Origin of the sequence: Halomonas urumqiensis, assembly GCF_003028575.1 — a bacterium.
Lineage (GTDB): Bacteria > Pseudomonadota > Gammaproteobacteria > Pseudomonadales > Halomonadaceae > Halomonas > Halomonas urumqiensis.
Genome location: NZ_PYUD01000002.1, coordinates 266123 through 292508, shown reverse-complemented (window position 1 = coordinate 292508; position 26386 = coordinate 266123). Strand labels below are relative to the sequence as shown.

The 26386-nt window shown below is 62.3% G+C and carries 28 protein-coding genes; 14 read left to right on the top strand and 14 right to left on the bottom strand.

Translation table 11 applies throughout. The features are described 5' to 3' along the window. Window positions 1–19 precede the first annotated feature (19 nt). From phoU to C6V82_RS08625, 3 genes are all read left to right on the top strand, one after another. On the top strand, window positions 20–748 hold the full coding sequence (phoU, locus tag C6V82_RS08635) for a phosphate signaling complex protein PhoU (protein WP_102587840.1): 729 nt from the start codon (window positions 20–22) through the stop codon (window positions 746–748). 84 nt (window positions 749–832) lie between these two features. Further along, complete coding sequence (gene cysZ / locus C6V82_RS08630; protein ID WP_102587839.1) at window positions 833–1588, top strand: sulfate transporter CysZ; 756 nt, start codon at window positions 833–835, stop codon at window positions 1586–1588. A gap of 76 nt (window positions 1589–1664) precedes the next feature. Continuing rightward, window positions 1665–2147, top strand: a complete 483-nt coding sequence (locus tag C6V82_RS08625; RefSeq protein ID WP_102587838.1) for a copper chaperone PCu(A)C — start codon at window positions 1665–1667, stop codon at window positions 2145–2147. 32 nt (window positions 2148–2179) lie between these two features. Here C6V82_RS08625 and phoR read toward each other — a convergent pair whose 3' ends face one another. From phoR to C6V82_RS08605, 4 genes are all read right to left on the bottom strand, one after another. Next, on the bottom strand, window positions 2180–3496 hold the full coding sequence (gene phoR, locus C6V82_RS08620; RefSeq protein ID WP_102587837.1) for a phosphate regulon sensor histidine kinase PhoR: 1317 nt from the start codon (window positions 3494–3496) through the stop codon (window positions 2180–2182). Window position 3497: 1 nt separating this feature from the next. Continuing rightward, complete coding sequence (gene phoB, locus C6V82_RS08615) at window positions 3498–4187, bottom strand: phosphate regulon transcriptional regulator PhoB (RefSeq protein ID WP_102587836.1); 690 nt, start codon at window positions 4185–4187, stop codon at window positions 3498–3500. Between the two features lie 229 nt (window positions 4188–4416). Next, a complete protein-coding gene (gene ubiA / locus C6V82_RS08610) occupies window positions 4417–5310 on the bottom strand; it encodes a 4-hydroxybenzoate octaprenyltransferase (RefSeq protein ID WP_102587856.1) in 894 nt (297 codons plus the stop codon). Between the two features lie 31 nt (window positions 5311–5341). After that, window positions 5342–5818 (bottom strand): chorismate--pyruvate lyase family protein, encoded by a 477-nt coding sequence (locus C6V82_RS08605; RefSeq protein ID WP_102587855.1) that lies wholly within the window; start codon window positions 5816–5818, stop codon window positions 5342–5344. A gap of 159 nt (window positions 5819–5977) precedes the next feature. Between C6V82_RS08605 and C6V82_RS08600 the strand changes: the two genes are divergently transcribed. From C6V82_RS08600 to C6V82_RS08590, 3 genes are all read left to right on the top strand, one after another. Then, window positions 5978–7138, top strand: a complete 1161-nt coding sequence (locus C6V82_RS08600; protein WP_102587835.1) for an NAD(P)/FAD-dependent oxidoreductase — start codon at window positions 5978–5980, stop codon at window positions 7136–7138. A 186-nt stretch (window positions 7139–7324) separates the two neighbouring features. Continuing rightward, complete coding sequence (locus C6V82_RS08595) at window positions 7325–7600, top strand: HU family DNA-binding protein (RefSeq protein WP_102587834.1); 276 nt, start codon at window positions 7325–7327, stop codon at window positions 7598–7600. 105 nt (window positions 7601–7705) lie between these two features. Beyond that, entirely contained in the window at window positions 7706–8062 is a 357-nt protein-coding gene (locus tag C6V82_RS08590; RefSeq protein ID WP_102587833.1) for a hypothetical protein, read from the top strand. Window positions 8063–8181: 119 nt separating this feature from the next. On the opposite strand, the gene recG is transcribed toward C6V82_RS08590, so the two are convergent. Together recG and C6V82_RS08580 are read right to left on the bottom strand one after the other, a co-directional pair. Beyond that, window positions 8182–10275: an ATP-dependent DNA helicase RecG gene (gene recG / locus C6V82_RS08585; protein ID WP_102587832.1), complete on the bottom strand. Its 2094-nt coding sequence runs from the start codon at window positions 10273–10275 to the stop codon at window positions 8182–8184. Then, entirely contained in the window at window positions 10272–11192 is a 921-nt protein-coding gene (locus C6V82_RS08580) for a hydrogen peroxide-inducible genes activator (protein ID WP_102587854.1), read from the bottom strand. The genes recG and C6V82_RS08580 overlap by 4 nt, the downstream gene beginning before the upstream one ends. Before the next feature lie 121 nt (window positions 11193–11313). Here C6V82_RS08580 and C6V82_RS08575 point away from each other — a divergent pair, with 121 nt between their 5' ends. Then, window positions 11314–12192 (top strand): NAD-dependent epimerase/dehydratase family protein, encoded by an 879-nt coding sequence (locus tag C6V82_RS08575; protein WP_102587831.1) that lies wholly within the window; start codon window positions 11314–11316, stop codon window positions 12190–12192. A 48-nt stretch (window positions 12193–12240) separates the two neighbouring features. Here the strand turns inward: C6V82_RS08575 and C6V82_RS08570 are convergent, their stop codons facing one another. The 6 genes from C6V82_RS08570 to gmk form a co-directional block, all read right to left on the bottom strand. Further along, window positions 12241–12804 carry an acyloxyacyl hydrolase gene (locus tag C6V82_RS08570; protein WP_102587830.1) on the bottom strand — a complete coding sequence of 188 codons (564 nt, stop codon included), beginning with the start codon at window positions 12802–12804 and terminating at the stop codon, window positions 12241–12243. 28 nt (window positions 12805–12832) lie between these two features. Beyond that, complete coding sequence (thpR, locus tag C6V82_RS08565; RefSeq protein ID WP_102587853.1) at window positions 12833–13348, bottom strand: RNA 2',3'-cyclic phosphodiesterase; 516 nt, start codon at window positions 13346–13348, stop codon at window positions 12833–12835. A 25-nt stretch (window positions 13349–13373) separates the two neighbouring features. Then, entirely contained in the window at window positions 13374–13763 is a 390-nt protein-coding gene (locus C6V82_RS08560) for a RidA family protein (protein ID WP_102587829.1), read from the bottom strand. A gap of 134 nt (window positions 13764–13897) precedes the next feature. Further along, complete coding sequence (gene spoT / locus C6V82_RS08555; RefSeq protein ID WP_102587828.1) at window positions 13898–16033, bottom strand: bifunctional GTP diphosphokinase/guanosine-3',5'-bis pyrophosphate 3'-pyrophosphohydrolase; 2136 nt, start codon at window positions 16031–16033, stop codon at window positions 13898–13900. A gap of 65 nt (window positions 16034–16098) precedes the next feature. Then, entirely contained in the window at window positions 16099–16359 is a 261-nt protein-coding gene (gene rpoZ, locus C6V82_RS08550) for a DNA-directed RNA polymerase subunit omega (protein WP_102587827.1), read from the bottom strand. 89 nt (window positions 16360–16448) lie between these two features. Further along, window positions 16449–17081, bottom strand: a complete 633-nt coding sequence (gene gmk / locus C6V82_RS08545; RefSeq protein ID WP_102587826.1) for a guanylate kinase — start codon at window positions 17079–17081, stop codon at window positions 16449–16451. Window positions 17082–17326: 245 nt separating this feature from the next. Between gmk and C6V82_RS08540 the strand changes: the two genes are divergently transcribed. After that, window positions 17327–17608, top strand: a complete 282-nt coding sequence (locus tag C6V82_RS08540) for a type II toxin-antitoxin system RelE/ParE family toxin (RefSeq protein ID WP_102587825.1) — start codon at window positions 17327–17329, stop codon at window positions 17606–17608. Window positions 17609–17622: 14 nt separating this feature from the next. Beyond that, a complete protein-coding gene (locus C6V82_RS08535; RefSeq protein ID WP_102587824.1) occupies window positions 17623–17937 on the top strand; it encodes a HigA family addiction module antitoxin in 315 nt (104 codons plus the stop codon). A gap of 59 nt (window positions 17938–17996) precedes the next feature. Here C6V82_RS08535 and C6V82_RS08530 read toward each other — a convergent pair whose 3' ends face one another. Then, window positions 17997–18860 carry a YicC/YloC family endoribonuclease gene (locus C6V82_RS08530; protein WP_102587823.1) on the bottom strand — a complete coding sequence of 288 codons (864 nt, stop codon included), beginning with the start codon at window positions 18858–18860 and terminating at the stop codon, window positions 17997–17999. 221 nt (window positions 18861–19081) lie between these two features. Between C6V82_RS08530 and rph the strand changes: the two genes are divergently transcribed. Further along, the gene (rph, locus tag C6V82_RS08525; protein ID WP_102587822.1) at window positions 19082–19819 is read left to right on the top strand and encodes a ribonuclease PH; all 738 of its coding nucleotides are present in this window, start codon (window positions 19082–19084) and stop codon (window positions 19817–19819) included. 105 nt (window positions 19820–19924) lie between these two features. Here rph and C6V82_RS08520 read toward each other — a convergent pair whose 3' ends face one another. Further along, the gene (locus C6V82_RS08520) at window positions 19925–20692 is read right to left on the bottom strand and encodes an exodeoxyribonuclease III (protein ID WP_102587821.1); all 768 of its coding nucleotides are present in this window, start codon (window positions 20690–20692) and stop codon (window positions 19925–19927) included. 138 nt (window positions 20693–20830) lie between these two features. Between C6V82_RS08520 and pyrE the strand changes: the two genes are divergently transcribed. The 4 genes from pyrE to C6V82_RS08500 all read left to right on the top strand — a co-directional run bounded on the left by pyrE (window position 20831) and on the right by C6V82_RS08500 (window position 26384). Next, window positions 20831–21526: an orotate phosphoribosyltransferase gene (pyrE, locus tag C6V82_RS08515; RefSeq protein ID WP_229843136.1), complete on the top strand. Its 696-nt coding sequence runs from the start codon at window positions 20831–20833 to the stop codon at window positions 21524–21526. Between the two features lie 36 nt (window positions 21527–21562). Next, complete coding sequence (gene trmL / locus C6V82_RS08510; protein ID WP_102587820.1) at window positions 21563–22060, top strand: tRNA (uridine(34)/cytosine(34)/5-carboxymethylaminomethyluridine(34)-2'-O)-methyltransferase TrmL; 498 nt, start codon at window positions 21563–21565, stop codon at window positions 22058–22060. Then, the gene (gene rep / locus C6V82_RS08505) at window positions 22057–24141 is read left to right on the top strand and encodes a DNA helicase Rep (protein ID WP_102587819.1); all 2085 of its coding nucleotides are present in this window, start codon (window positions 22057–22059) and stop codon (window positions 24139–24141) included. Before trmL ends, rep begins: the two co-directional genes overlap by 4 nt. Window positions 24142–24779: 638 nt before the next feature. Then, window positions 24780–26384, top strand: a complete 1605-nt coding sequence (locus C6V82_RS08500; RefSeq protein ID WP_180978263.1) for a ShlB/FhaC/HecB family hemolysin secretion/activation protein — start codon at window positions 24780–24782, stop codon at window positions 26382–26384. Window positions 26385–26386 lie beyond the last annotated feature (2 nt).

Genomic DNA, 26386 nt, shown 5'->3' with positions numbered 1-26386 from the left:
CGGCCCCAAGGAGAGTCCCATGGACATCACCAGCGATATTCACAGCCAGCACATCTCCCGCCAGTTCAACCAGGAACTCGAGGAGCTCAAGACCCATCTGATGGCGATGGGTGGACTGGTCGAAAAACAGGTGCAGGACGCGGTAGCCGCCCTGCTCGATGCCGATTCGTCACTGGCCCAGCGCGTGGTCGACAATGACCGTGCGGTCAACGACATGCAGATCAAGATCGATGAGGAGTGCACCCGTGTGCTGGCGCGCCGCCAGCCGGCGGCCTCCGACCTGCGCCTGGTGCTGGCGGTGATCCGCGCGGCCTCGGACCTCGAGCGCATCGGCGATGAGGCGAGCAAGATCGCCCGCAACGCCATCGATCTGATCAACGCCGACAACGGCAGCCGTGGCTTCGTCGAAGTGCGCATGATCAGCGAGCACGTGCGTCGCATGGTGCGCGATGCCCTGACCTCCTTCGCCCGCTTCGATACCGAACTGGCCCTGCAACTGGTGCACGAGGACGACGAGGTCGACAACGAGTACCGCACCGCCATGCGCTCGCTGATGACCTTCATGATGGAAGATGCGCGTTCGATCTCGTCGATCCTCAACGTGATGTGGATCCTGCGTGCGCTCGAGCGGATCGGCGATCATGCCAACAACCTTGCCGAATACGTGATCTACCTGGTCAAGGGTCTCGATATCCGCCACAGCGATCCCGACGAGCTCGACGAGCAGGGTCTTTCCCGCAAGGGTTGACCCGCGGGCGGGAATCGTCATCAATAACGCAGGCCACTGCCTCCTGGGCGGTGGCCTGTTGTCATTTTCCAGTGAGATTCCACCATGCTCAATGCCATGACGGCGCTGACTCGCGGTACCCGGCTGGTCTATCGCCCCGGGATGCGCCGCTACGTGTTCCTGCCGATTCTCGTCAACCTGCTGGTCTATGCCGGCATGCTGCGCTACGTACTGGCCAACTTCGGTGGCTGGCTGGATGGCTGGATGGCCATGGTGCCAGGCTGGCTGAACTGGCTTTCGTGGCTGATCTGGCCGCTGTTCGTGGCAAGCCTGGTGTTGATCGTGTTCTTCACCTTCACCTTGGTGACCCACCTGATCGCCGCGCCCTTCTATGGGTTCCTGGCGGCCAAGGTCGAAGTCATCGTCACCGGCAGGCCGCCGATCGACGACCGTGGCCTGGCGCGTACCGCGGTGGATGCGCTGGGCCGCGAAATGGTCAAGCTCGGTTACATCCTGCCGCGAGCACTTGGGCTGTTCGTGATCAGTTGGATCCCGGTATTGAACCTGTTCGCCCCGCTGTTGTGGGTGCTGTTCTCGGCCTGGATCATGGCCATCACCTATCTCGACTACCCGATGGACAACAACAAGGTCAGTTTCGCCGACATGCGCGGCAGGCTCTCGGCGCGCTGGTGGCCGAGCCTGACCTTCGGCGGCTGGGTGACCCTGATCACCTGGATTCCTCTGGCCAACCTGTTTCTGCTGCCTGGCGCCGTGGCCGCGGCGGTATTGATGTGGGATCGCCATTACCGGGTTCAGCACCGGGTTCAGCAAACGGACCAGCGCGACATCACGCCACGCTGACCCCGGATGGGGCGTCGAACTGCTAGCCTCTGTTCGGTCATGTCGCCTCAAACCCACTCGTACATGGATTCGCCAAATGCACATCAAGTCCCTTTTGCCGCTCGCCGCTGGCCTGACGTTCGCCGCCTCCACCATGGCCCACGATTATCAACTGGGTGACATACGCATTGCCCATCCCTTCGCCACGCCAGCACCTCCCGGCGTGCCGCATGCCGCCGCTTACCTGGATATCAGCGTGGCGGGTGACGAGCCGGCGGTGCTGGTGGGTGCCAGCACCCCGGCAAGCGACAGCGTCGAGCTACACAACATGAGCATGGACGATGGCGTGATGAGCATGCGTCGCGTCGAACAGATCGACGTGCCGGCCGGCACCACCGAGACCATGCGTCCGGGGGGTGGCTATCATCTGATGATGTTCGAACTGACGGGAGCGCTTGCCGAAGGCGACAGCTTTCCGATGACGCTGGAGTTCGCCGAACATGGCGAGATCAAGGTGGAGGTATGGGTGCAGAATGCCGAGGAAGGCAAGGACGCCGCGGATGGGCATCACGATCACTGAGCCGGCGGGCCAGTGGTGGAGAGGCACTTTACTCAGGCGTGGTGAGGGAAGGCGTCGTCGGTTGCCAGGATCAGCCGACTGGCCGGAAAGATACAGCGGAAGGTCGCGCCCTGGCCAGGGTGCGAGTTGATCTCGAGGTGCGCATCGTGGCGCAACAGCACGTGCTTGACGATGGCAAGGCCAAGCCCAGTGCCCCCGGTGGCGGTGCTGCGGCCCTTGTCGACCCGGTAGAAGCGTTCGGTCAGGCGCGGGATATGGATCGGGTCGATGCCTTCGCCGTCGTCTTCCACTTCCAGGCAACCACCCTTGGGATGCGGCTTGAAGCGCAGCGTGATGTGGCTACCCGGTGGGGTGTAGCGCACGGCATTGAAGACAAGGTTGGAGATGGCACTGCGGATCTCCTGCTCACTGCCAGTCAGGCTTGCGGGTTGCTCGAGTTCCACACTGATCGTCTGGCGGCCGGCGGAAAGCGCCTCGGCATCGCGCTTGACGCTCTCGAGCAACGCCTGCAGGTCGAACGCGGCGTGATCGGCACCGCCCCGGTCGGTCTCCAGCCGTGACAGCAGCAGCAGGTCGTTGACCAGATTCTGCATGCGCGTGGTCTGTTCCTGCATCTGACCAAGCCCCCTGGCGAAACGCGGCGGCAACTGGTCGGCATAGTCGCTATAGGTCTCGAGGTAGCCGCTGAGCACGGTGAGCGGGGTGCGCAGCTCATGGGAGACATTGGCCACGAAATCGCGACGCATCTCCTCCAACTGGTGCAGGCGGGTGATGTCGCGGGCCATCACCAGCCGTTCGTCGTCGCCGTACAGGGTGATCTGGAACTGCAGGACCATGCGCTCGTCGATCGGCGAATGCAGCGTCAGTGGCTCGCGGTAATCGAGTGAGTGGAAGTAGCCGACGAAGCGCGGGTCGCGGATCAGGTTGGTGATGTGATGGCCACGATCATGGGCGGTCTTCAGGCCCAGCATGCGTTCCGCGGCGCTGTTCCACCACTCCATGTCGCCATGTCGGTCGAGCATCACCACGCTGTCGCGCATCGCCTCGGAAGACTCCTCGATGCGCCGCAGGATGCCGAGCAGGCGGCTCTGGGTGATGCGCTGGGCCTTCTGATGGCGGTAGAGCCGATCGAACAGCTCGCCCCACAGGCCACTGGCGGCGGGTGGTTCAGACTGGGGCGTGTGGGTCAGCCAATGGTGCAGGGCACGCAGCTGCAACAGATGGTAGACCAGATAGAGCGAGATACCCACGGCAAGCCCGAAGCCGGCGATACCCAGAATCCAGCCGAGCCCCCACCCGAGGATGGCGAGCAGGCCAAGGCGCAGGAATTCACGTTTCCAGAGGCGCACGTCAGCCCTTGTCGGAGAACCGGTAACCGGTGCCGCGCACGGTTTGCACCAGATGCTGGTGCTGGTCGCCGAGTGCCTTGCGCAGGCGGCGGATATGCACGTCCACGGTTCGCTCCTCCACATAGACATTGCCGCCCCACACCTGGTCGAGCAGCTGGCTGCGCGTGTAGGCGCGTTCCTGGTGGGTCATGAAGAACTGCAGCAGGCGGTACTCGGTGGGCCCCATCTCCAGTGCATGCCCGTTGGCACTGACGCGATGGCTGACCGGGTCGAGCAGCAGGCCGTCGATCTCCACGGGATCCTCGACGCCACGTGGCGTGGCACGGCGCAGCACCGCCTTGAGCCTGGCCACCAGCTCGCGTGGCGAAAACGGCTTGGTGATGTAGTCGTCGGCGCCAGCTTCCAGGCCCTGGATCTTGTTGTCTTCTTCGCCCTTGGCGGTGAGCATGATGATCGGCAGTTCGGCGGTAGTCTCCTCGCGCTTGAGTCGCCGTGCCAGCTCAATGCCGCTGGTGCCGGGCATCATCCAGTCCAGCAGCACCAGGTCCGGCTGGTGGTCGACCACCATGGCGTGGGCTGTCTGGGCGTTGTCCGCCTCGAGGACATGATAGTCGGCCATCTCCAGCGCCACCGCGATCATCTCGCGAATGGATGCTTCATCATCGACGATCAGAACGGTCTTGGCGGTCATCCGGAAGCCTCGTTAACAATGACGGGTCGATGACGATCTCACCACGTCATTATGACATTAGCATGACAGCTGTGCCCTTCTAGCCATTACCTAGCCTCCACCTAGCAATTACCAGAGCGCTGGGGCAAGCCGAAGAGGAGGTCCTACGCCAGGGATGGCGTCGGTAGCGCCCAGGGATGGGTTCACAGCGCCTCCTCGCAGGCTTGCCCCAGCGCTCTTTCGATTCACGTCAGGCGACAAAATCCGGCCAAAGCGACAGCGCAAGGCCAGCGAAAACTACCAACCCCGACCAGTGATTGTTGAGAAACGCCTGGAAGCAGCGGTCGCGGTCACGCTTGCGGATCAGCGCCTGCTGATGCACGAAGGTCGCCGCCATGGCGGCAAGGCCCAGCCAGAAGTATCCACCCAACGCCAGGCGCAGGCCCGCCCAACTCAGCAGAGCCAGGGTCAATACCTGCAGCAGCCCGATCATCAGCCGGTCGGCTTGGCCGAACAGTACCGCCGTGGACTTGATACCGATCTTCAGGTCGTCGTCGCGGTCGACCATGGCATATTCGGTGTCGTAGGCCACCGTCCAGGCGACGTTGGCGGTGAACAGCAACCATGCCTCGAACGGGACATGGCCGAGCACCGCGCCAAACGCCATGGGTATGGCCCAGGAGAACGCCGCGCCGAGGAACAGCTGTGGCAGGTGGGTGTAGCGCTTCATGAACGGGTAGATGAACGCCAGCACCACGCCCACCAGTGACAGCATGACAGTGAACAGATTGGTGAAGCAGACCAGCACGAACGCCGCCATCACCAGCATCAGGAACAGTGCCTGGGCCTCGCCTTCACTGATCCGTCCGGTGGCCAGGGGGCGGTTGCGAGTACGTTTCACATGGCCATCGAAGTGACGATCGGCGTAGTCGTTGACCACGCAGCCGGCGGCGCGCATCACATAGACACCGGCAACGAAGATCAACAGCACGTTGCGCCCGGGGATGCCCTCGGCGGCGACCCACAGGGCCCACAGCGTTGGCCACATCAACAGCCAGGTGCCGATCGGGCGGTCCAGGCGCATCAGCTGGAGAAAGTCGGGCACCCGGGCGAGTCCGGTCGGGCGCATCAGGGTTCGGTCCATCTTTACCTCGCGAAAGTCGTTGGCCATGAGCCTAGCGCGAAGGCAGGCCGAGGTCATCCGCCATGCGCTCGAGAAACCACTCCTGCACCAGCACCCGGAAGTGGCCATGGCGAAACAGCGAGCGCCGACCCCAGGGGCCTTGGGCCGAATGGAAACCGGCGGGTGAGGTAGTCACCTCGATATCGCCGCGCTCGAGGTCCGGCTGGCGGAACAGCCAGCTGCCCAGCGATTGCTCGCCTAGCTGGTCGAGCCGCTGGCCACGCAGGTCATCAAGCGGTGCCACCGAGCGGGCGACGACCCAGGGTTGCTCGTCCAGGCACAGGGCCACCTCGCGTAGCCAAGCCTGGCGATGCATCGGTAGCCCGAGCGCCTGGGCCTCGTCGAGGCGCGGAATGCCGGTGCGCTGGTCCAGCAGCCTGACGCGAAAGGTACGGGGTGCCCCGGCGGCGATCAGGCGCGCGGTGAGCGAGTCGCGGGAGGCGATCCATTGCCACCATGCCGCGCTCATGGCCGGACGCGCCGCGGCGAGGGGCAACCAGTGGGCAAGGCGGACGGGGTCGGTTGGGGGAGTGTCGGACACCGGGCGCTCCGCATCGATTCAGGGGGCTGGTAGTGTAACATGCGGGTTTGCAACGCTTCCCCGTTCACTTTCCGGCCAAGGAGTTCCATGAGCGCTTCCCTGACCATCATCGGCTCCGGCATGGCGGGTATCGGCCTGCTTCGCCAGTTGCGAGCGCATGATGCCGAGCGACCGGTCACCCTGATCACCGCCGACAGCGGCGACGACTACTCGAAACCGTTGCTCTCCACCGGCTTCGCCAAGTCGCTAGCGGCCGAGCGCCTGGCGATGCGCTCGGCGCTTGAGGTGGCGGATTCGCTGGGTGCGGTGGTGCGTACCCATACCCGGGTCGATGCCATCGATCTGGCGGCGCGCACGCTGTCGATCGGTGGCGAACGGTTGCCTTGGGGGGAGCTGGTGCTGGCCACCGGTGCCGCACCCGCCGTGCCCTTCGCGATTCCCGATGCGCTGGCCGGTCGCGTGTTCACCATCAACGACCTTGACGACTACCGCGCTTTCCAGGATGCGCTGCAAGCGCTTGGCCGCCCCGCGCGCGTGGCGATCATCGGTGCGGGGTTGGTGGGCTGCGAGTTCACCAATGACCTGGTGGCGGGGGGGCATCGGGTCAGCCTCGTGGCCCCGGAGCCTGCGCCGCTGGCGCAATTGCTGCCTGAGCGGCTGGGGCAGGCGCTGGGTGGCGCGTTCGCCGATGCGGGTGTGAACCTGTGCCTTGGGCACAGCCTTGCGCATTTCAGGGAGAGTGGAGGCGACGTGGGGCTGGTACTCAGCGATGACAGCGAGTTCGCCGCCGACCTGGTGCTGGTGGCAACCGGACTGCGCCCTCGCACGGGGCTCGCCACACAGGCCGGGCTCGAGGTCAGCGATGCCGGGATAGTGACCGACCGCTACCTGGCAACTTCCGCCCCGGGTGTTCATGCTCTGGGCGATGTGGCTTGCGTGGCGGGGGTCAATGCCATGTACGTGCAACCGCTGCAGGCCAGCGCCAAGGCACTGGCCTGCACCCTGGCGGGTACGCCGACCCCGGTGTCCTATGGCCCCTGGCCGGTACTGGTCAAGACACCATTGTTACCAGTCGTCGCGTTGCCGCCAGCCCAGCCTCCGACGCGTTGGCGAATCGAGGGACAGGGCGCGGATTTCACGGCGCTTGCAGAATCCGCAGACGGCCGTTTGATCGGATTTGCGTTGACAGGGGCTTGTGTCCGTCGGAAAGTTGAGCTGGCGCGGGTTGCGCCGCCGTTGCTAGGCTAGGACATCGGTGCCGTGGCTGTGGCTTGGCCGTTGGGCGGTATCGAGAGACCAGTGGCATTCGCATATTGTCTTCCTGGACAGGGCGTCCATATGCGAGTGTGATGGCCTGACAACACGACATGAATCACAACAACAGGTTGGCGATGCGATCGCCGGCCGACGAGATACAGATACCAGGAGGGTAATATGCGTAAACCAGAACTCGCCGCGGCGATTGCCGAGCGTGCCGATCTTTCCAAGGACAAGGCAAGTCAGGTGCTCAATGTCATTCTCGACGAGATCACCGGAAGTGTGGCGCAGGGTCAGGACGTGTCGCTGATCGGTTTTGGCACCTTCACTGTGCGCGAGCGTGCTGCCCGGACTGGCAAGAACCCGCAGACGGGTCAGCCACTGGCCATTCCGGCCAGCAAGACCGTTGCCTTCAAGCCGGGCAAGGGTCTCAAGGATGCCGTGGCCAAGTAGCCTCGGTTGTGTTGGCCGTGTCACGTTGGCCAGCCCTGATGCGACCCGCCCAGGCGGCGGGTCGCAGAACATTCCTTCTCTTCCACGACGCGGTGGCGCCCTTCCATGAAGCTGCGACTGACGCTCTGGCTACTGGCCTTCCTGCTCAAGCGTGCGCTGCGCCGCAAGGCGCGATTTCGTGAACTGCTGGGCGAAATGCGTGGCCTGGACTGGGGCATTGCCACCGAAGACCTCTCCATCGCACGCCACTATCGCATGTCACCCGGCGGCATCGAGAGTGGCCGTGGGCTTCCGGTTGACCTTGATCTGGAACTGCGCTTCGAAGACCAGGCCACCGCGCTCAAGGTGCTCAGAAAGCCGACCCAGCAGGCCTTCCTTGACGGCATGATGGACGGCAAGGTGCGCCTGGTCGGTGATTCGGGCGACCTGCAGAAACTGCAGCGATTGCTCAAGCACCTGTAACCGGGCTTCGCCCGGAGCGGTAAGCCATAAGCTTTAAGCTGTAAGTAAAAGCAGAAACACCTTGAACATTAGGTCGGCGGGCGAGTTGTTGGCACCCCTCACGCCTTACACCTCACACCTTATACCTGCCCGTAGCGTCCCGCTTCTTCGCCCAGCCAGCGGCGGATAAGCGGCTGGCTGGCATCCGGGTGGCTTAAGAGCAGGGCATCGGCCAGTGGCGCAACGCGTTCGAGCAACTCGGCATCGCGCTCCAGGTCGGCAATCTTCATCTGCGCAAGCCCGGTCTGGCGGGTGCCGAGCACTTCGCCGGGGCCGCGCAATTCGAGGTCCTTTTCGGCGATGCGAAAGCCATCGGTGGTTTCACGCATCACCGCGAGCCGCTCACGCGAGTTGGCCGACAGCGGACCGTGATAGAGCAGCACGCAGAAGCTCTCGGTGGAGCCGCGGCCGACGCGGCCACGCAGCTGATGCAACTGGGAAAGCCCCAGCCGTTCGGGGTTCTCGATGATCATCAGGCTGGCATTGGGCACGTCCACGCCAACCTCGATCACCGTGGTGGCGACCAGCAGGTCCAGTTCACCGGCCTTGAAGGCATCCATCACCGCGGCTTTATCGGCAGCCTTCATGCGCCCGTGTACCAGGCCGATGGCCAATTCGGGCAGCGCCTCGGTGAGCTCGTCGCGAGTGGCTTCGGCGGCCTGGCACTGCAGTACCTCGGATTCTTCGATCAGTGTGCATACCCAATAGGCCTGGCGGCCCTCGGCACAGGCATGGCGAATGCGTGCCACCACGTCGGGGCGACGCTCGTCGGGGACCACCACCGTCTTGACCGGGGTGCGGCCGGGCGGCAGCTCGTCGATCACCGAGACATCCAGGTCGGCATAGGCGCTCATGGCCAGGGTGCGCGGGATCGGCGTGGCGGTCATCACCAGCTGGTGAGGGGTCAGGCCACCCGCTTCGCCCTTTTCGCGCAGGGCCAGGCGCTGATGCACGCCGAAACGATGCTGTTCGTCGATGATTGCCATGCCCAGCCGCTGGAAATGCACATCCCCTTGAAACAGCGCATGGGTGCCTACCACCATGCGGGCCCGGCCATCCAGGATCGCCGCCTTGGTATCCAGGCGCGCCTTGCCCTTGAGCTTGCCGGCCAGCCACGCCACCTCGATGCCAAGCGGCTCGAACCAGTCGCGAAAGGTGCGGAAGTGCTGCTCGGCGAGAATCTCGGTGGGCGCCATCATCGCCGCCTGGCAGTCGCCGGCGATCGCCGAGAGCGCCGCCATGGCCGCCACCACCGTCTTGCCGGAGCCGACATCACCTTGCACCAGGCGTAGCATGGGCGTTTCGCCAGCCACGTCGACGCTGATTTCATCGAGTACCCGGCGTTGGGCCCCGGTCAACGAGAAGGGCAGTTGCGTCAGGAAGCGCGCCTGCAGGTTACGCCCGCTGGGCAGGCGCGGCGCGCCATCCTTCTGAATACGCAGTCGCACCTGCCGCAAGCTGAGGCGGTGGGCCAGGAGCTCCTCCAGCGCCAGGCGCTGGCTTGCCGGGTGCTGGCCGCTGGCAAGCTGTGCCGGGTTGATATCCGGGGTCGGCTGATGGAGCACGTGCAGGCAATGGTGCAATTCGGGCAAGCCGAAGCGGCGGCGCAATTCACTGTCGATCCAGTCCGGCAGTGCCTCGGGCTGTTCATCGAGCAGGGACAGCGCCTGTTCGATCAGCGCCCGCAGTCGGGTCTGATGAAGCCCCTCGGTTGCCGGGTAGATCGGCGTGAGGTGGTCTTCCACTGGCGGGGCATCGGCGCTGAGCAGCCGATATTCGGGATGATAGATCTCAAGCCCGGTGGCCCCGGCACGCGCCTCGCCGAAGCAGCGCACGCGAACACCTGGCTGGAACTGCTGTTGCTGGGCCGGCGAGAAGTGGAAGAAGCGCAGGCTGAGGATGCCCGAGCCATCGCGCAGCCTGACCAGCAGGCTGCGCCGCCGGCCCCGTACCACTTCGCCGGCCACCACGTCGCCTTCCACCACCGCTTCGTGCCCGGCACGCAGCGTGCCGATCGGCGTAATGCGGGTGCGATCCTGGTAGCGCAACGGCAGATGGAAGAGCAGATCGGCGACACTGGCGATACGCAGCCGGCCGAGCTTGGCGGCCAGTGCTTCGCCGACGCCCTTGAGCGATGTGACCGGCGCATCAAGCGCATTGATATCGGCACTCATGCGGGTTCGAGTTCGGCCTTGCGGCAGTGCGCAATGGCCTTGGTCACCGCATCGATGGCCTTGGGCCGCGGAAAGCTGGCGCGCCAGGCGATGGCCACGGTGCGCGAGGGAGCCGGGTCCTTGAAGGGCCGGCTGACCAGCATGCCGCTCTCGTAATGGCCGGTGCCGATCGCCGAGTGGGGCAGTACGGTGATGCCAAGCTTGGAGGCCACCATGTGGCGGATGGTTTCGAGTGACCCACCTTCGGCGGTCAGCGTATTGTTCGGGCTTGCGAGCTTGTGGCTGATCGCGGGGCACGCCTCGAGGATTTGATCTCGGAAGCAGTGGCCTTCACCGAGCAGCAGCAGGCGCTCCTCGAGAAGGTCTTCCTTGTCGATGGTCTCGCGCTTGGCCCAGGCATGGTCGGCGGGGATCAGTACCTCGAAGGACTCGTCGTAGAGTGCCTTGGTGACCACGTCGGTTTCGGTGAACGGCAGCGCGATGATGATGGCATCGAGCTCACCACTTCTCAGCTTGCGTCGCAGGTTGCCGGTAAACCCTTCCTCTATGTAAAGCGGCATCTGCGGGGCGCTGCGCGCCAGTTCCGGCACCAGGTGGGGAAACAGGTAGGGGCCAATGGTATAGATCGCACCGATGCGCAGCGGGCTTGCCAATTGATCCTTGCCGGCATTGGCCAACTCCTTGATCACACTGGTTTGCTCCAGCACCCGTTGGGCCTGCTCGATGATCGTTTCGCCTAGCGGGGTGACCTGCACGGTGGACTTCGAACGCTCGAACAGCGCCACGCCCAGCTCCTCCTCGAGCTTCTTCACTGCCACCGACAGGGTGGGTTGCGAGACGAAGCAGCGCTCGGCGGCGCGTCCAAAGTGGCGCTCCTGGGCCAGTGTCACGATGTAGCGTAGTTCTGTTAGAGTCATGATGGTTGCCTGTTCGGCATACTCTTGAAAATCCAATGGGGGCTATCGCGTCAATTGAATCCGTAACGTCAATCGAGTCTTTTACTTCAATAGGGACTTTTTATCAGGGGGCAGGGAAAAGGTGAAGACAACAACATTGATTCTGGGGTGTGGCGACATCGGCATGGTACTGGGTGGGCGCCTGCTGGAAGCGGGACATAGAGTGGTCGGTGCCCGGCGCAACGTCAAGGCGTTGGAAGGCAGTGGCATCGAGGCCGTTGCCGCCGACTTCAGCGACCCCGCAACGCTTGCCACCCTGCCCGATGCCGATGTGCTGGTTTATGTCGCCAGTGCCGACCGCTTCGAAGAGGACGCCTACCGTGCCGCATATCCGGCGGGGTTGAAGGCGGTGCTCGCCGAGTTCGCCAGCCGTGACCGGACGCCGCGCCACGTATTCTTCGTGTCCTCCACCAGCGTCTATGCCCAGCGCGAGGGGGAGGCCGTGGATGAAGCGAGCCCCGCCGAGCCCACCGGTTTCTCCGGGATTCTGATGTGCGAGGCGGAGGAGGCGCTGATCCAGCATTCGCTGCCGGGCAGCGTGGTGCGATTCTCGGGTATCTATGGCCCCGGGCGAGATCGCCTGATCCGCCAGGTGGGCGAAGGCCGTATCGCTGCGGCAAGCCCCACCATGTACACCAATCGCATACATCGCGACGACTGTGCCGGTGTGCTGGCACACCTGATCGGGCTGGCCCTTGCCGACGCCGACGAGCCGCTGCATGACCTCTACCTGGCCAGCGACTGCGAACCCGCCCCGCTTCACGAGGTCATGACCTGGCTTGCCAAACAGCTCAAGGTGGAAGCCACCGAAACGATTCAATCCCCGCTGCGCCGTCGGGCCAGTAAGCGTTGCGACAATTCGCGGCTGCTCGACAGCGGTTATGTATTCCGCTACCCGAGCTACCGGGAGGGCTATGCCCATGTATTGAAGGAGGGTGGCTTCCTGGCGGAGAAGGCATGAGGGATGCACCAGGCGCTTGCTTCAACGCCTCCATCTTCAACGCCTCCATCAAAGCTTCCAGCGGTAACCCAGTGTCAGGGTCTCGAAGCCTTCATTTGGCCTCTTGATGCCGCCGTTGGAGTAATGCGTCACGGCGAGCGACAGCTCGCCATCACCAAAGGCTCTGCCCATCGCCAGACGGTCCTCGAACTGAAAGGTGGTGGAGAGTTGCCGCGAGCCCAGCTGGGGTTCGAGGAAAAATGCAGCACCGATGCCCCCTTCGATGAACAGGCCCCTGTTCCCCGCGAAGGTGAAGCGCAACGCCGGCGACAGCACCCAGGCCGCATTGCCGGCCCGGTGTGTTTCCGACAGCAGCAACACGCCCGTGGTCAGGCGCAGTGACAGCCGAGGGTGGAAGTGTTCGAGCGAAAGCTGTTTGTCGAGCGATATCTTGACGACCGCGGTTGACTCGTTGGTGGCCCCCGCGTCCACCTGAAGATCAGCCATGGCGGGAGTTCCGACCAGCAGGCTGGCAAATATCATGGCCGCAAGGGCGTGCCGTAACGTGACATCCTTCACCCTCAAGCCTCCCTTTTTCTTTATTCCCTTTTCCCTCGGCTCTCGCTTTTCCATCAGCTCGTGCCCTTGACGAGGACCGGCGTCAGGGAGCGATGCTCGCCGCCAGGCTCGAGTAGTGTGCCCCATGACTATCGGTGACGGACTCAACCAGTTCAAACTGAGTATAGGTCCAGTCCAGGCGGATGTCGGGTAGGGAGGTGGTGTCAAGGCATGTGGCACGTCGCAGCAGGGTGATATGGGGTATGAAGCGTGCCGGGCGCCCTGGGTAGCCTTGGCTGTCAAGCGCATCCCACAGCCAGGTATGCAGCTTTTTCAGTGCGGAATTCTCCGCTTGGCTACCCACCCACACGATGCCCGGGCGCCGAAACAAGCCCCAGCGGTCGAGCTGCCACTGCCCGGCGGGAATCCGCTGCTGGCTCACCCACTCGGCCAGCGCCGTGGCCTCCGGTGCTTCGACCTCGCCGAGAAATGCCAGGGTGAGGTGCAGGCTTGCCTCCGGCATGCGTCGACCGCCGCACGACGCCTGCGCCGTGTCGGCGAGTCTCCCGAGCCGCTCGCGCAGCTCGGGTGGCGGTACCAGCGCAAGAAAGAGTCGCATGGCCTTGACGGGGCTTGCCGTGCCTTCAGTCGCCAATGACCATCACGGCTTCCGCTTCGACCTGTGCGCCCTTAGGCAGCGCCTTCACGCCCACGGCGGCACGCGCCGGGAACGGCGCCCCGAAGAATTCCTCCATCACCTGATTGACGATGGCGAAGTTGTCGAGGTCCACCAGGTAGAGGTTGATCTTGACGATTTCGCCCAACGAGCCGGCGGCTTCCTCGCAGACCGCCTTGAGGTTCTTGAACACTTGGCGCGCCTGGGTCTCGAAGTCCTCGGAGACCAGCGTCATGGTGGCCGGGTCCAAGGGGATCTGGCCAGACAAGTAGACAGTATTGCCGGCCTTGATGGCCTGGGAGTAGGGGCCGATGGCGGCGGGTGCCTGGTCGGTGTTGATAACGGCCTTATTGCTCATGGGTTAGCTCCATCCTGTTGTTGAGAGAATTGTTGAGCGAAGAATCGAATCCGTGTGGTGAACCTGGGTAAACGATCCTTTGAGAAAGAACAGGACCCGGCCGCCGGGGCGCGGCGACCGGGCCCTTGGGTGAATCAGTTGCCGACGCGCGAAATCTTGCCAACGTGGGGGAGGTTGCGCAGTCGCTTGATGATGCGTGCCAGGTGAATGCGGTTGCGAACCGACAAGGTCAGGTTGACGGTGGACAGTCGTGCGTCACGTTCCTCGATGCCGATGCGTTCGATATTGGCGTCGGCATCGGTAATCAGCCCGGCCAGTTCGGCGACCAGGCCGCGGCGGCTCTCCAGTTCCAGGCGCAACGCCACCGGGAAATCTTCTTGTATGTCGTTGGACCACTCCAGCGCGAACAGCTTGTCCGGGTCGTCCTTGTGTTCTCGCAGGTTACGGCACTCGGCACGATGCACGACGATGCCCTTGCCCACCGACAAGTGGCCAATCACCGTGTCACCAGGCAGCGGATGGCAGCAGCGGGCGAACTTGATGACCATGCCTTCGGCGCCGCTGATCACGATGGGGCCGTGCGGCCGCGCCTCGGGCGTCGCGACGCTCTTTTCCTTGCCCTGCTGCAGGTCGATCAGGCGACGTGCGATCACATGGGCGACCCGGGTACCCAGGCCAATCGACTCGAGCAAGGCATCTTCATTCTTCAGTGCCAGCTCCGCCAGCAGGGCATCGAGCACACCCTCCGGCAACTCTTCGAGACTGGTTTCGGCGTTGGCCAGCGTCTTGTTGAGCAGGCGCCGACCGAGCTGTACGGCTTCCGTCTGTTGCTGATGCTTGAGCGCATGGCGGATCGCCGAGCGGGCCTTGGCGGTCACCACGAAATTGAGCCAGGCCAGATTGGGGCGCGCCCCAGGCGCCGTGATGATATCGAGGGTCTGGCCGCTCTCGAGACGCGTTGAGAGCGGGGCCAGGTGCCGGTCGATACGACAGGCGATACAGCTGTTGCCGATATCGGTGTGCACGCTGTAGGCGAAATCGATCACCGTGGCACCCTGGGGCAGTTCCATGATGTCGCCTTTTGGCGTGAACACGTAGATATCATCGGGGAAAAGGTCATTCTTGACGTGTTCGATGAATTCCAGCGAGTCGCCGGCATGGCGCTGCATCTCGAGCAGCCCCTTGACCCAGGCACGGGCGCGGGCATGGCTGCCCTCGGCGATGGGGTGCTGGGTCTGGCCAGCCTTGTAGAGCCAATGCGCGGCGATGCCGTTGTTGGCCATGGCCTCCATTTCGCGGGTACGGATCTGCACCTCGATGGGCATGCCGCCACTGCCGAACAGCGTGGTATGCAGGCTCTGGTAGCCGTTGGCCTTGGGAATGGCGATGTAGTCCTTGAAACGCCCGGGCACCGGCTTGTAGAGATTGTGCACCACGCCAAGGATGCGGTAGCAGCTGTCGACGTCATCGCAGAGGATGCGAAAGCCGAACACGTCCATGATTTCGGCGAACGACTTGCGCTGATCGCGCATCTTCTTGTAGATAGACAGCAGGTGCTTCTGGCGGCCTACCACTGTCGCGGGCAGGCCTTCGTCGTCGAGGCTCTTCTGCAGTGCGGCCTGCAACTGGCGAATCGCCGAACGGCGGTTGCCGCGTGCGCTCGAGACAGCACGCTTGATGCGCTCGGCGCGCATCGGGTGTAGGGCCTGGAAGGAGAGGTCCTCGAGCTCCACACGGATGGTATTGATACCCAGCCGACTGGCGATGCGCGCATAGATCTCGAGGGTCTCACGGGCAATGCGACGCTTCTTCTCGGGGCGCAGCGCACCGAGGGTACGCATGTTGTGAAGGCGGTCGGCAAGCTTGACGATGATCACCCGGATATCCCGGGACATCGCCAGTACCATCTTCTGAAAGTTTTCCGCCTGGGCGACGGCCTTGTCCTCGAAGGTGATCTGGGTCAGTTTCGAGACGCCATCGACGAGCTCGGCCACCGGCTTGCCGAATTGCTCGGCAAGCGCATCCTTGCCGACCCCTGTGTCCTCGATGACATCATGCAGCATGGCAGCCATCAGGCTCTGATGGTCCATGTGCATGTTGGCGAGGATGTTGGCCACCGCCAGTGGGTGGGTCACATAAGGCTCACCGGAACGCCGCCTTTGGCCGTCATGGGCCTGCTCGGCATAGTAAAAGGCACGCTTGACCTGCTGGATCTCGTCTTGGGGGAGGTAGCCGCCTAGGCGGTCGGCCAGGTCATCGATGGTGAACATGCAGCGTGCCTTGATTCCTGCGTGAGTGCCCGAAGGGAAGTGCGACCATCAGTCGTCCCGCCGGATCACTCCTCAGCGGCGTTGCCAAACTGCATCTCGCGGTTGATGCGCACCGGGGCCTCGACGGGCTCATCGAGCACGCTTTCGTCGACCAGTCCAGCAGCGATCTCGCGCAGGGCGACGACGGTGGGCTTGTCGTTCTCCCAGGGCACCTGGGCGTCCCGCGAACCACGGGCCAGCTGACGCGCACGCTGGGTGGAGATCATCACCAGCTTGAAGCGGTTTTCGACATTATCCAGACAATCTTCGACTGTGACTCGCGCCATGGAAATCTTCCTGCAAGCTTGCGGGGAACGGGCGATGCCCACACGAGGTCGCGTGGGTGGTCATTCCACCAATGGATAGACCGGTTAGGTTACTCGACGTCAGGTTGCCGTGACAAGAGCGCTTCCAGCAGAGGCCCGTGATTCTCGCGGGTGCGCTCGAGGGTCAGGCGCCGGGCGATGACCAGCGCCTGCAGCTCGCGCAGCGCGGTGGTGAAGTCATCGTTGATCACCAGGTAGTCATATTCATCGTGGTGCGACATCTCGCTGATGGCATCGCGCATGCGCCTGGCGATCACGACATGCTCGTCGGTGCCCCGTCCAGCCAGGCGCCGCTCGAGCTCCTCGCGCGATGGTGGCAGGATGAAGATCGACACCGCATCGGGCATCTGGCGGCGCGCCTGGCGGGCGCCCTGCCAATCGATCTCCAGGATCACATCGGTACCCGCGGCAAGCATCGCCGCCACCGCGGGCCGTGAGGTGCCGTAATAGTTGTCGAACACCCGGGCGTACTCGAAGAACTCGCCGCGCTCGATCATCGCCTCGAAGGCTGGCACGTCCACGAAGTGGTAATTGACGCCATTCACTTCGCCGGGCCGACGCTCACGGGTGGTATGCGATACCGATACCTGAATGCCGTCGAGGCTGTCGATCAGCTCGCGCACCAGGCTGGTCTTGCCGGCACCGGAAGGGGCGGAAATGATGAAGAGCGTACCTTGTGACATGTCGGGCGTCCCTGATTGGCGACCCTGTTGGGCGGCGACAGTGATCGAGCGGCGGCGTGCCGTGAAAGGCGCGAAGTATCGCATGAATGGCCGCCACGCTGCACTTGCCGGTACATTCCGCGCTGGTGAACACTGGGCCTCTCCTGGCATACCGAACATATGGAGCTGAAGACAATGGGCTGCGACCACACTCATTGGAGCGCACCCGATTGACATGTGTCACGTGACGCATTACGATTTCGAGCATGATCAAATCCTTTGCTGACAGGCGCACTCAAGAGCTTTATTCCAGGGGCCAGTCAAAGAAATTCCCTGCGGATGTCGCTTCGCGAGCTGCCAGAAAATTGGAGTATGTGAACCTGGCCTCGCAGTTGGAGGACTTGAGAGTGCCGCCGGGCAATCGCCTGCATCCATTGTCTGGGGACAGGCAGGGGCAGCATGCGATCTCGATAAATGATCAGTGGCGCATCTGCTTTCGTTTTGATGATGGCGATGCGTACGAGGTCGAAGTGTGTGACTACCACTGAGTGAGGTGATGACGATGGCTATTCCCAACGACACAGGCATGCAACGCAAGCCGACCCACCCGGGTGAAATGCTGAGAGAGGATTTTCTGCCGGACTACGACCTGACGGTTGCGGGGCTGGCTGCATCTTTGGGGGTTTCGCGACAGTCAGTCAATGAGCTATTGCGCGAACGCCGTGCTGTCAGCCCTGAAATGGCGCTCAGGCTTGCCCGGCTGTTCGGTAACACCCCGGAGTTTTGGCTGAATGCTCAGCGTGCCGTTGATTTGTGGACGGCGGCCCAGTCGGTCAAGAAAGAAGTGGATCGGATCAAGCCGTTAAACGCCGCATGACACGTTCATTGAGCGGTTGACGACTCAAGAGATGGACCTAGGGTAGATGCCCGTGGCCATCACTCGATGTTCTGGATCTGCTCGCGCATCTGTTCGATCAGTACCTTGAGTTCCACCGCGCAGCGGGTGGTGCTGGCCACCACGGCCTTGGAGGAGAGGGTGTTGGCTTCGCGGTTGAGTTCCTGCATCAGGAAGTCGAGGCGCCGTCCCACCTGGCCCTTCTGGCGTAGCTGGCGCTCGACTTCGGCGACATGGGTGGCCAGCCGGTCGAGTTCCTCGTCGACATCGGCTTTCTGGGCAAGCAGCACCAGCTCGGCTTCCAGGCGCTGGGGGTCGAGCTCGGCCTTGGCGGTGTCCAGGCGTTCCAACAGCAGCACGCGCTGGCGCTGGAGGATCTCGGGCAGCAGTCGACGCACTTCCGCCACCTGGGTATTGACGCCGTCGAGGCGCTCGCGGATCAGCGTGGCGAGCTTCTCGCCTTCGCGCGCCCGCCCCGCCAGCAGGTCGTCGAGGGTGGCCTGAAACAGCGTGGTGGCTTCGGCCTTGACGGACTCGGGGTCTGGCTCGTGGCTTTCGAGGATGCCGGGATGATCGAGCAGCGCCAGGGCATTGGGCATCACGGCGTCGGGTACCACCGTGCGGACCTCGCCAAGTGCCCGGGCCACTTCGGCAAGCCGTTCGTGGTTGATCGCAAGGCTTGTCGCACCGCTTGCCGGCTCGAAGCGCAGCGTGCATTCCACCTTGCCGCGCGCCAGGCGCTGGCGCAGTGCCTCGCGGAACACCGGTTCCAGGTCGCGCAGGCTGTCGGGCAGGCGGAAGTGGGGTTCCAGGTAGCGCTGGTTCACCGAGCGCAGTTCGATCTGCAGGCTGCCCCAGTCGGATTCGCGTGCCTGGCGGGCGAAGGCGGTCATGCTATGAACCATGGAGACTCCTGGTGCCTGCCGAGCGGCGAGCGGTTGTAGGGGGTATCGATAAAAGGGAATCGATCCAGTGTAACCGATTCCCTCCCTTCCACGGGCGACGAGGCGTGTAGAATGGCCGACCAGCCAACGTTGCGGTTCGTGACATTTATGCGTTTGTGAACACCAGCCGTTCGTGAGAAACATCAGTCCGTGAAAAACAGACCGTGAAAAAGAGAGGTGCCATGTCTTCACAGTTCAAGCGTCCCAGCGGACGCGCGCCCGACCAGCCGCGTGAGATTACGCTTACCCGCGACTACACTCGCCACGCCGAAGGGTCGGTGCTGGTGGCGTTCGGCGACACCAAGGTGCTGTGCAATGCCAGCGTCGAGGCCGGCGTGCCGCGCTGGCTGCGTGGCAAGGGCCAGGGATGGGTTACCGCCGAGTATGGCATGCTGCCGCGTGCTACCCACACCCGTGGCGGGCGCGAGGCCACGCGTGGCAAGCAGGGCGGGCGCACCCTGGAGATCCAGCGCTTGATTGGCCGCTCGCTGCGCGCCTCGGTGAACCTGAAGAAACTCGGCGAGTTCACCATTACCGTGGATTGCGACGTGATCCAGGCCGATGGCGGCACCCGTACGGCCGCGATCACCGGCGGCTGCGTGGCGTTGATCGATGCGATTCGCTACCTGCAGCGTAACAAGCTGATCAAGGGCGATCCCTTCCAGCAACTGGTCAGTTCGGTGTCGGTGGGGCTGTTCAAGGGCGTGCCGGTGGTGGATCTGGATTATCCGGAGGATAGCGGTGCCGATACCGACATGAACGTGGTGATGGCCGAGGATGGCAGCCTGATCGAGGTGCAGGGCACCGCCGAGAAGGGTTCGTTCAGCCGTGCCGAGCTCAACGCGATGCTCGAACTCGCCGAGCAGACTGGCCTCACGCTGTTCGATCACCAGCGCGAGTCGTTGGGCATTCCGCGATAAGTCGGCTTACCCCGGGCATGCTCGGGCACCGAAAACATCACGCCGGCCATGGTAGGCCGGCGTGATGCGTTCTGCATGGTTGAGGCGGCGACGTAGGGCATTCACTTACAGCGTCAGGTCGTACTCGACGATCAGCGGCGCGAACTCCGAGAAGGTCGCGTCGACATCGATCCAGGCATCGACGACGTGGCGGCGGAGGTTGGGGCCGACGATCTGATAGTCGATCCGCCAGCCTTCCTGGCGCGTGCGCGGCACGTCCTGGTCGAGCCTTGGCCACCAGGTGTACTCGCCGGCGTCGCGATTGATCTCGCGGAACGTATCGATGAAGCCGGTCGGCCCGAACACCTGGTCCATCCAGGCACGCTCTTCAGGCTTGAAGCCGGGCGTGGTCTGGTTATCGGCCCAGTTGGCAAGGTCGATGGTCTTGTGGGCAATGTGCCAGGTGCCGCAGATGATGTACTCGCGACGCTTGCGAGCCATCTTGCCGAGGTATTCCTGATACTGGGCCATGAAGGCTTGCTTGGCGGCGGGGTCGCTGCCGTCGGGCATCAGGAAGCTGGCGATGCTGAAGCGGTCGTAGTCGGCCTGCAGGAAGCGCGCTTCGTGGTCGCACTGCGGGAAGCCCAGGCCGTACATGATGGCCTTGGGCACTTTGCGGCAGTAAATCCCCACGCCCGAGAAGCCGTCCTGCTCGGCATCGAGGAAATAACCCTCATAGCCTTCCGGATAGAGGATACTGTCGTCCAGCTCGAAGCTTTTGGCCTTGAGGTTCTGTACACAGACGACATCGGCGTCCTGGTCGGCCAGCCAGTCGAGAAATCCCCGCCCGACCGCCTCCCGAATGCCGTTGACATTGATGGTGGCGATTTTCATACATAGTCCCTTTAGCGTCGCGCGTGTATGATACCCGACGTTTCGACGTTTGGGTAAATGGCCTGGACCAATAACCGCGATAGAGGGCAACCAGCCTTGCCGGTGCGGTAACAGGCCCACGATGACAGGAGCCCCGAGGTGACCAGATCCGGCTCGACTGCCTTGCAGGCGTACCAGCGAGAGTTCATCGAATTCGCCATCGAGCAGGGCGTGCTGCGGTTCGGCGAATTCACCTTGAAATCGGGCCGTGTCAGCCCCTACTTCTTCAATGCCGGCCTGTTCCGCTCTGGCAGCGCGCTGGCGCAACTGGGGCGCTACTACGCGCGGGCCATCGTCGACCGGGCGCCGCCCTTCGATGTGCTGTTCGGTCCAGCCTACAAGGGCATTCCCCTGGCGGCCACCACTGCCGTCGCGCTTGCCGACCATCATTCGCGTGATTTGCCCTTCGCGTTCAATCGCAAGGAAGCCAAGAGCCACGGTGAAGGGGGAAATATCGTCGGTGCCGATCTGGCAGGCGACATCCTGATCATCGATGACGTGATCACCGCCGGCACCGCGATTCGCGAGGTGATGGGGCTGATCGATGCCGCTGGCGCGCGCGCGGCGGGCGTGGTGATCGCCCTGGACCGCCAGGAACGTGGCGCTGGCGAGCAGAGCGCCATCCAGGAAGTCGAAACGCGCTATGGCATGCCGGTGATCAGCATCGTCACCCTGGACATGGTGCTGGCCTATCTCGAGGAGCACTCGGGGGAAGGTGATGCGTGGCGCCACCACGCCGTGGCGATTCGTGATTACCGCGCGCGCTATGGTGTGGCGTCCTCGCCAGCCGAATGATCGTCAGGCTCATATCCCGATGGGGCCTTGCCTAGCATGCTCGATGTCGTGCTCTTCCAGCCCGAGATACCGCCGAATACCGGCAATCTGATCCGGTTGTGCGCCAATACCGGCTTTCGCCTGCATCTGATCGAGCCGCTCGGCTTCGTGCTGGACGACAAGCGTCTGCGGCGTGCCGGCCTCGATTACCATGAGTGGGCAGCGGTGAGCGTGCATGGCGATTGGCAGGCGTTCATCGAGCGCGTGGCGCCGTCACGGGTGTTCGCCGTTTCCACCCGGGGCCGCACCGGCTACCACGAACCGGCCTACCGCCAGGGTGACGCCCTGGTGTTCGGCCCGGAAACACGTGGCTTGCCCCAGGCAATGCTGGATGCGCTACCAGAAGCGCAGCGCCTGCGTATTCCGATGCGCGAGGGCAGCCGCAGCCTGAATCTTTCCAATGCCTGTGCGGTACTGGTGTTTGAAGCCTGGCGGCAACTGGATTTCGCCGGCGCGACCTTGCCGGTCGCCGGCAGCACCGAGGAGGCGCCGTGAACCCGACCATTCAGCAGCGCCTGGCCAGCCTCAACCCGCGCCAGCAGGAGGCGGTGCGCTACATCGACGGCCCCTGCCTGGTGCTGGCCGGTGCCGGCTCCGGCAAGACCAGCGTGATCACCACCAAGATCGCCTATCTGGTGCAGGCCTGCGGCATGAGCGCCCGGCGCATCGCCGCGGTGACCTTCACCAACAAGGCGGCCCGCGAGATGAAGGAGCGGGTCGGCTCGATGCTCAAGGGGCGCGAGGGGCATGGGCTCACCGTATCCACCTTCCATACCCTGGGGCTCAACATCATTCGCGCCGAACTCAAGGTGCTGGGCTACAAGCCGGGCTTCTCGCTGTTCGACCCGGAAGACGCCAAGGCGCTGCTGCGCGACCTGATGCACAAGGATGCCCAGGTCGATGCCGAACAGATCAACGCCGTACAGCAGCAGATTTCCAAGTGGAAGAACGACCTGATACTGCCGGGCCAGGCGCTCTCCCATGCCGCTGACGATGATGAGCAGTTTGCCGCGCGTGTCTACGAGGCCTATGGCCGGCACCTCAAGGCCTACAACGCGGTGGATTTCGACGACTTGATCCTGCTGCCGGTGGTGCTGTTGCGCGACGACCCCGAGGCCCTGGCGCGCTGGCGGCGCAAGATTCACTACATGCTGGTGGATGAGTATCAGGACACCAATGTCAGCCAGTACCAGCTGGTGCAGTTGCTGATGGGCGAGCGCAAGACCTTCACCGTGGTCGGCGACGACGACCAGTCGATCTACGCCTGGCGCGGCGCGCGTCCGGAGAACCTGGTCACCCTGGGCGAGGATTTCCCGCGCCTCAATGTCATCAAGCTCGAGCAGAACTATCGCTCCACCGGCACCATCCTGCGCGCCGCCAATACGCTGATCAGCAACAACCCCCACGTCTACGAAAAGTCCCTGTGGTCGGACAAGGGCGAGGGCGCGCCGATTCGTGTGGTGGTCAATCGGCACGAGGAGGCCGAGGCCGAGCGCGTGGCCAGCGAAATTCTCACCCGACGTATCAAGGAGCGCAGCGAGTGGCGTGACTTTGCGGTGCTCTACCGGGGCAATTTCCAGGCGCGCCTGCTGGAGCTCAAGCTGCAGCACTACCAGGTGCCATACAAACTCTCGGGCGGTACCTCGTTCTTCTCACGCAACGAGATCAAGGACGCGATGGCCTACCTGCGGCTGTTGATCAATCCCGCCGATGACAACGCCTTCCTGCGCATCGTCAATGTCCCGCGCCGCGAAATTGGCCCCAGCACCCTGGAAAAGCTCGCCAACTATGCGAACGATCAATCCACCGGACGCGGTATCTCGCTGTTTGCCGCCTGCCACGAGCTTGGCCTGGCCGAGCTGCTGCCGGTGAAGGCGGTGGAACGCCTAGGGCGCTTCACCCACTTTATCGACGGCGTGCGGCGGCGCATGGATCAGGGCGACGCCATTGCCGCCATCCGTGAAATGTTCCGCGAGATGGACTACGAAGCCTGGCTGTACCAGAACGCCAGCGCCCCGACCATCGCCGAACGGCGCATGGCCAATGTGTGGATTCTCGTCGACCAGCTTGAGAAGTCGATGCAGGCCGCCCCCGAAGACGCCAGTCCCGAGGACAACACCGCAAGCGAAGAGACCGAAACGGACGATGTGTCCGCGGCGATTTCGCGGCTGGTACTGCGCGACATCCTCGAACAGCAGGCCGAAGAGGACGATTCCGACCGGGTGCAACTGCTGACCATGCACGCCTCCAAGGGGCTGGAATTCCCGCATGTCTACCTGATGGGCCTTGAGGAGGAACTGTTGCCGCACCGCAACGCCATCGAGGCCGGCACCGTTGAAGAGGAGCGTCGCCTGGCCTATGTGGGCATCACCCGGGCCCGGCAAACCCTCACCATGACCCTGGCGCGCCAGCGCAAGGCCTATGGCGAACTGATGGATTGCGCGCCCAGCCGCTTTCTGGACGAACTGCCCGAGGCCGACCTTGAATGGGAAGGCCGCGCCGACAAGGAAGACCCGGACAAGAAGCAGGCGCGGGGCAAGGATGCGATCGCCGGTCTTCGATCGTTGCTGGGGTAATTCGGGTGTTAGCCACGTGTTGGCGAAGCTTATCAGCGGATCAGGGTTCGGCGTTCGCTACCTTAGCCTTTACATAAAGTCCTGACTGTGTAGCGATGATCTTCCACACATTCTTGTCTTTCACTATTGTTTGCTTTTCGTGGCGGCCCTGAGTTTTCAGAATGGCTTGATATAATCTATATTGCTAATAGACTATTTCGCGATCGCAGGGAAGTGTTAAACAAACAGTTTCAATCCCAAAATATTGTTTCCTCCTGTTAACCTTTTCGTCTCCGGCCTTGCAGTTGCTGGTAAATCTTCTTCAGCTTCTTTGGTTATGGGGACGCTTGTGTAAGTAAGACTTGGTAAGCAAAGGTGTGCAGTGTCCGGAAAAGGAGTTTCTAGACATGAACAGAGGGGCTGGGCTGCTAGTAGTCATTTTTTTGCTGAACGGGCTAAGTCGAGCTATTGGCTCCTTGCCTCGCAGTGTGATGAGTACTGCAGAAATATTGAAAGTTTTCAACGACAAGGCTCTTTGGTGCCTGAGTAGGGGGTGCGCGTGCATAGGGCTGATGTGTGTTACAAGCGCTGTAACGGCACAAAATTCACAGGAGCTTGACGGCGAGTCGGTCCGCCAGTTTCGACTAGAGCAGGATCGGTTGAGACAGCAGCGCGAGCAGCTTCAATCACAAAGTGACGTGCGCCTACAGTCGTTGGAAGAGTCTAGGTCTACGCTTATTTTTCCCGGTTCGGAAAAGCCATGTTTTGAAATTAGTAAAATTTCTATTGAAGGGCTTAATGAATCACTTCGAAGTTGGGAGTGGCTTTATGGTCATATTGACCATCCTCGAGATAGTCAGCCGGTACTGAACCGATGTCTTGGGGCTAAAGGTGTTGGTGTTATCATGGCTCGCCTGCAGCATGCTTTAGTTCAGAAAGGCTGGACAACCACGCGTGTTGTTGCTCCCCCGCAAGACTTGTCATCAGGCGAGCTTCAGCTTGATATACTGGAAGGTGTGATTAGTGATATTCGGTTTGAGCAAGAGCATGGGCAACGTGCAATGCTTTTTAACACTGTTCCTGCGCGGACTGGTCAAGTATTGAATCTGCGTGATATTGAGCAAGGCCTGGAGAACTTGAGGCGTGTGCCAACAGTAGCGGCTGATGTCTCGGTTGAGCCAGGCGAGCAGCCGGGGCAAAGTGACTTGGTGATCCGGCACGCTCAAGATAATCCTTTAAGAGTGCTAGCGTCAGTTGATGACTCGGGTGATAAAAGCACGGGTAAGTATCAGGGGGCTTTTACGCTTAGTTATGATAATCCTCTGACATTAAGTGACCTTTTTTACATCACGCTTCAGACAGAGGTTGGAGGGAGAGACTCGGGAGATCGAGGTAACTCAGGATATGCTCTGCACTACTCAGTGCCTTGGGGGTACGGCCTTTTATCACTTAATGGTTCCAGTACACGCTACCACCAAACCGTTTCTGGTGCGTTTCAGGATTACGTATATTCGGGAGAAAGTGATCAATACGATGCGAAGCTATCACATGTCCTTCAACGTGACCATGCAGGAAAAACCACTACGGCTATACGGGCTTTCCATCGGCGTTCACATAACTACATAGATGATACAGAAGTGGAGGTTCAGCGGCGCGTTGTTTCTGGAATAGATGTCAGTCTCGGACATCGTCGAAGCGTTGGTGATGGGCTCTGGGATGCGGCGCTGACGTATCGTCGTGGAATCGATGCATGGGGAGCACTGCCTGCCCCAGAAGAAGCATTCGGCGAGGGTACATCACGTATGCGGATGTGGTTGGTGAATGCCAGCGTAAGGATACCTTTCGAATTTATCGATCAGCATTGGAGCTACCATGGTGTTGCTGTTGGGCAGTGGCATGATACACCTCTAACTCCTCAAGATAGATTTACTATAGGTGGACGATACTCCGTGCGGGGGTTCGATGGCGAAAGCATTCTTAGTGGCGATAGCGGCCTTCTGATACGCAATGAAATTTCCACACTACTTGGCCAAGGTCCCTACAGCTTATATCTGGGATTAGATTGGGGTCGAGTCAGTGGGCAGTCAACACAAATGCAAGTGGGTGACGAGTTGGCAGGGGCGGTGATAGGCCTGCGTTCGCAATGGGAATTAGGCTCTGCGCGGAGCAGCATTGATCTTTTTCTAGGCCAGCCGATTTATAAACCTGAGGGGTTCAGAACCGCCAGCCAGGATTTCGGTTTTAGTATTAATCTTCAATTTTGATA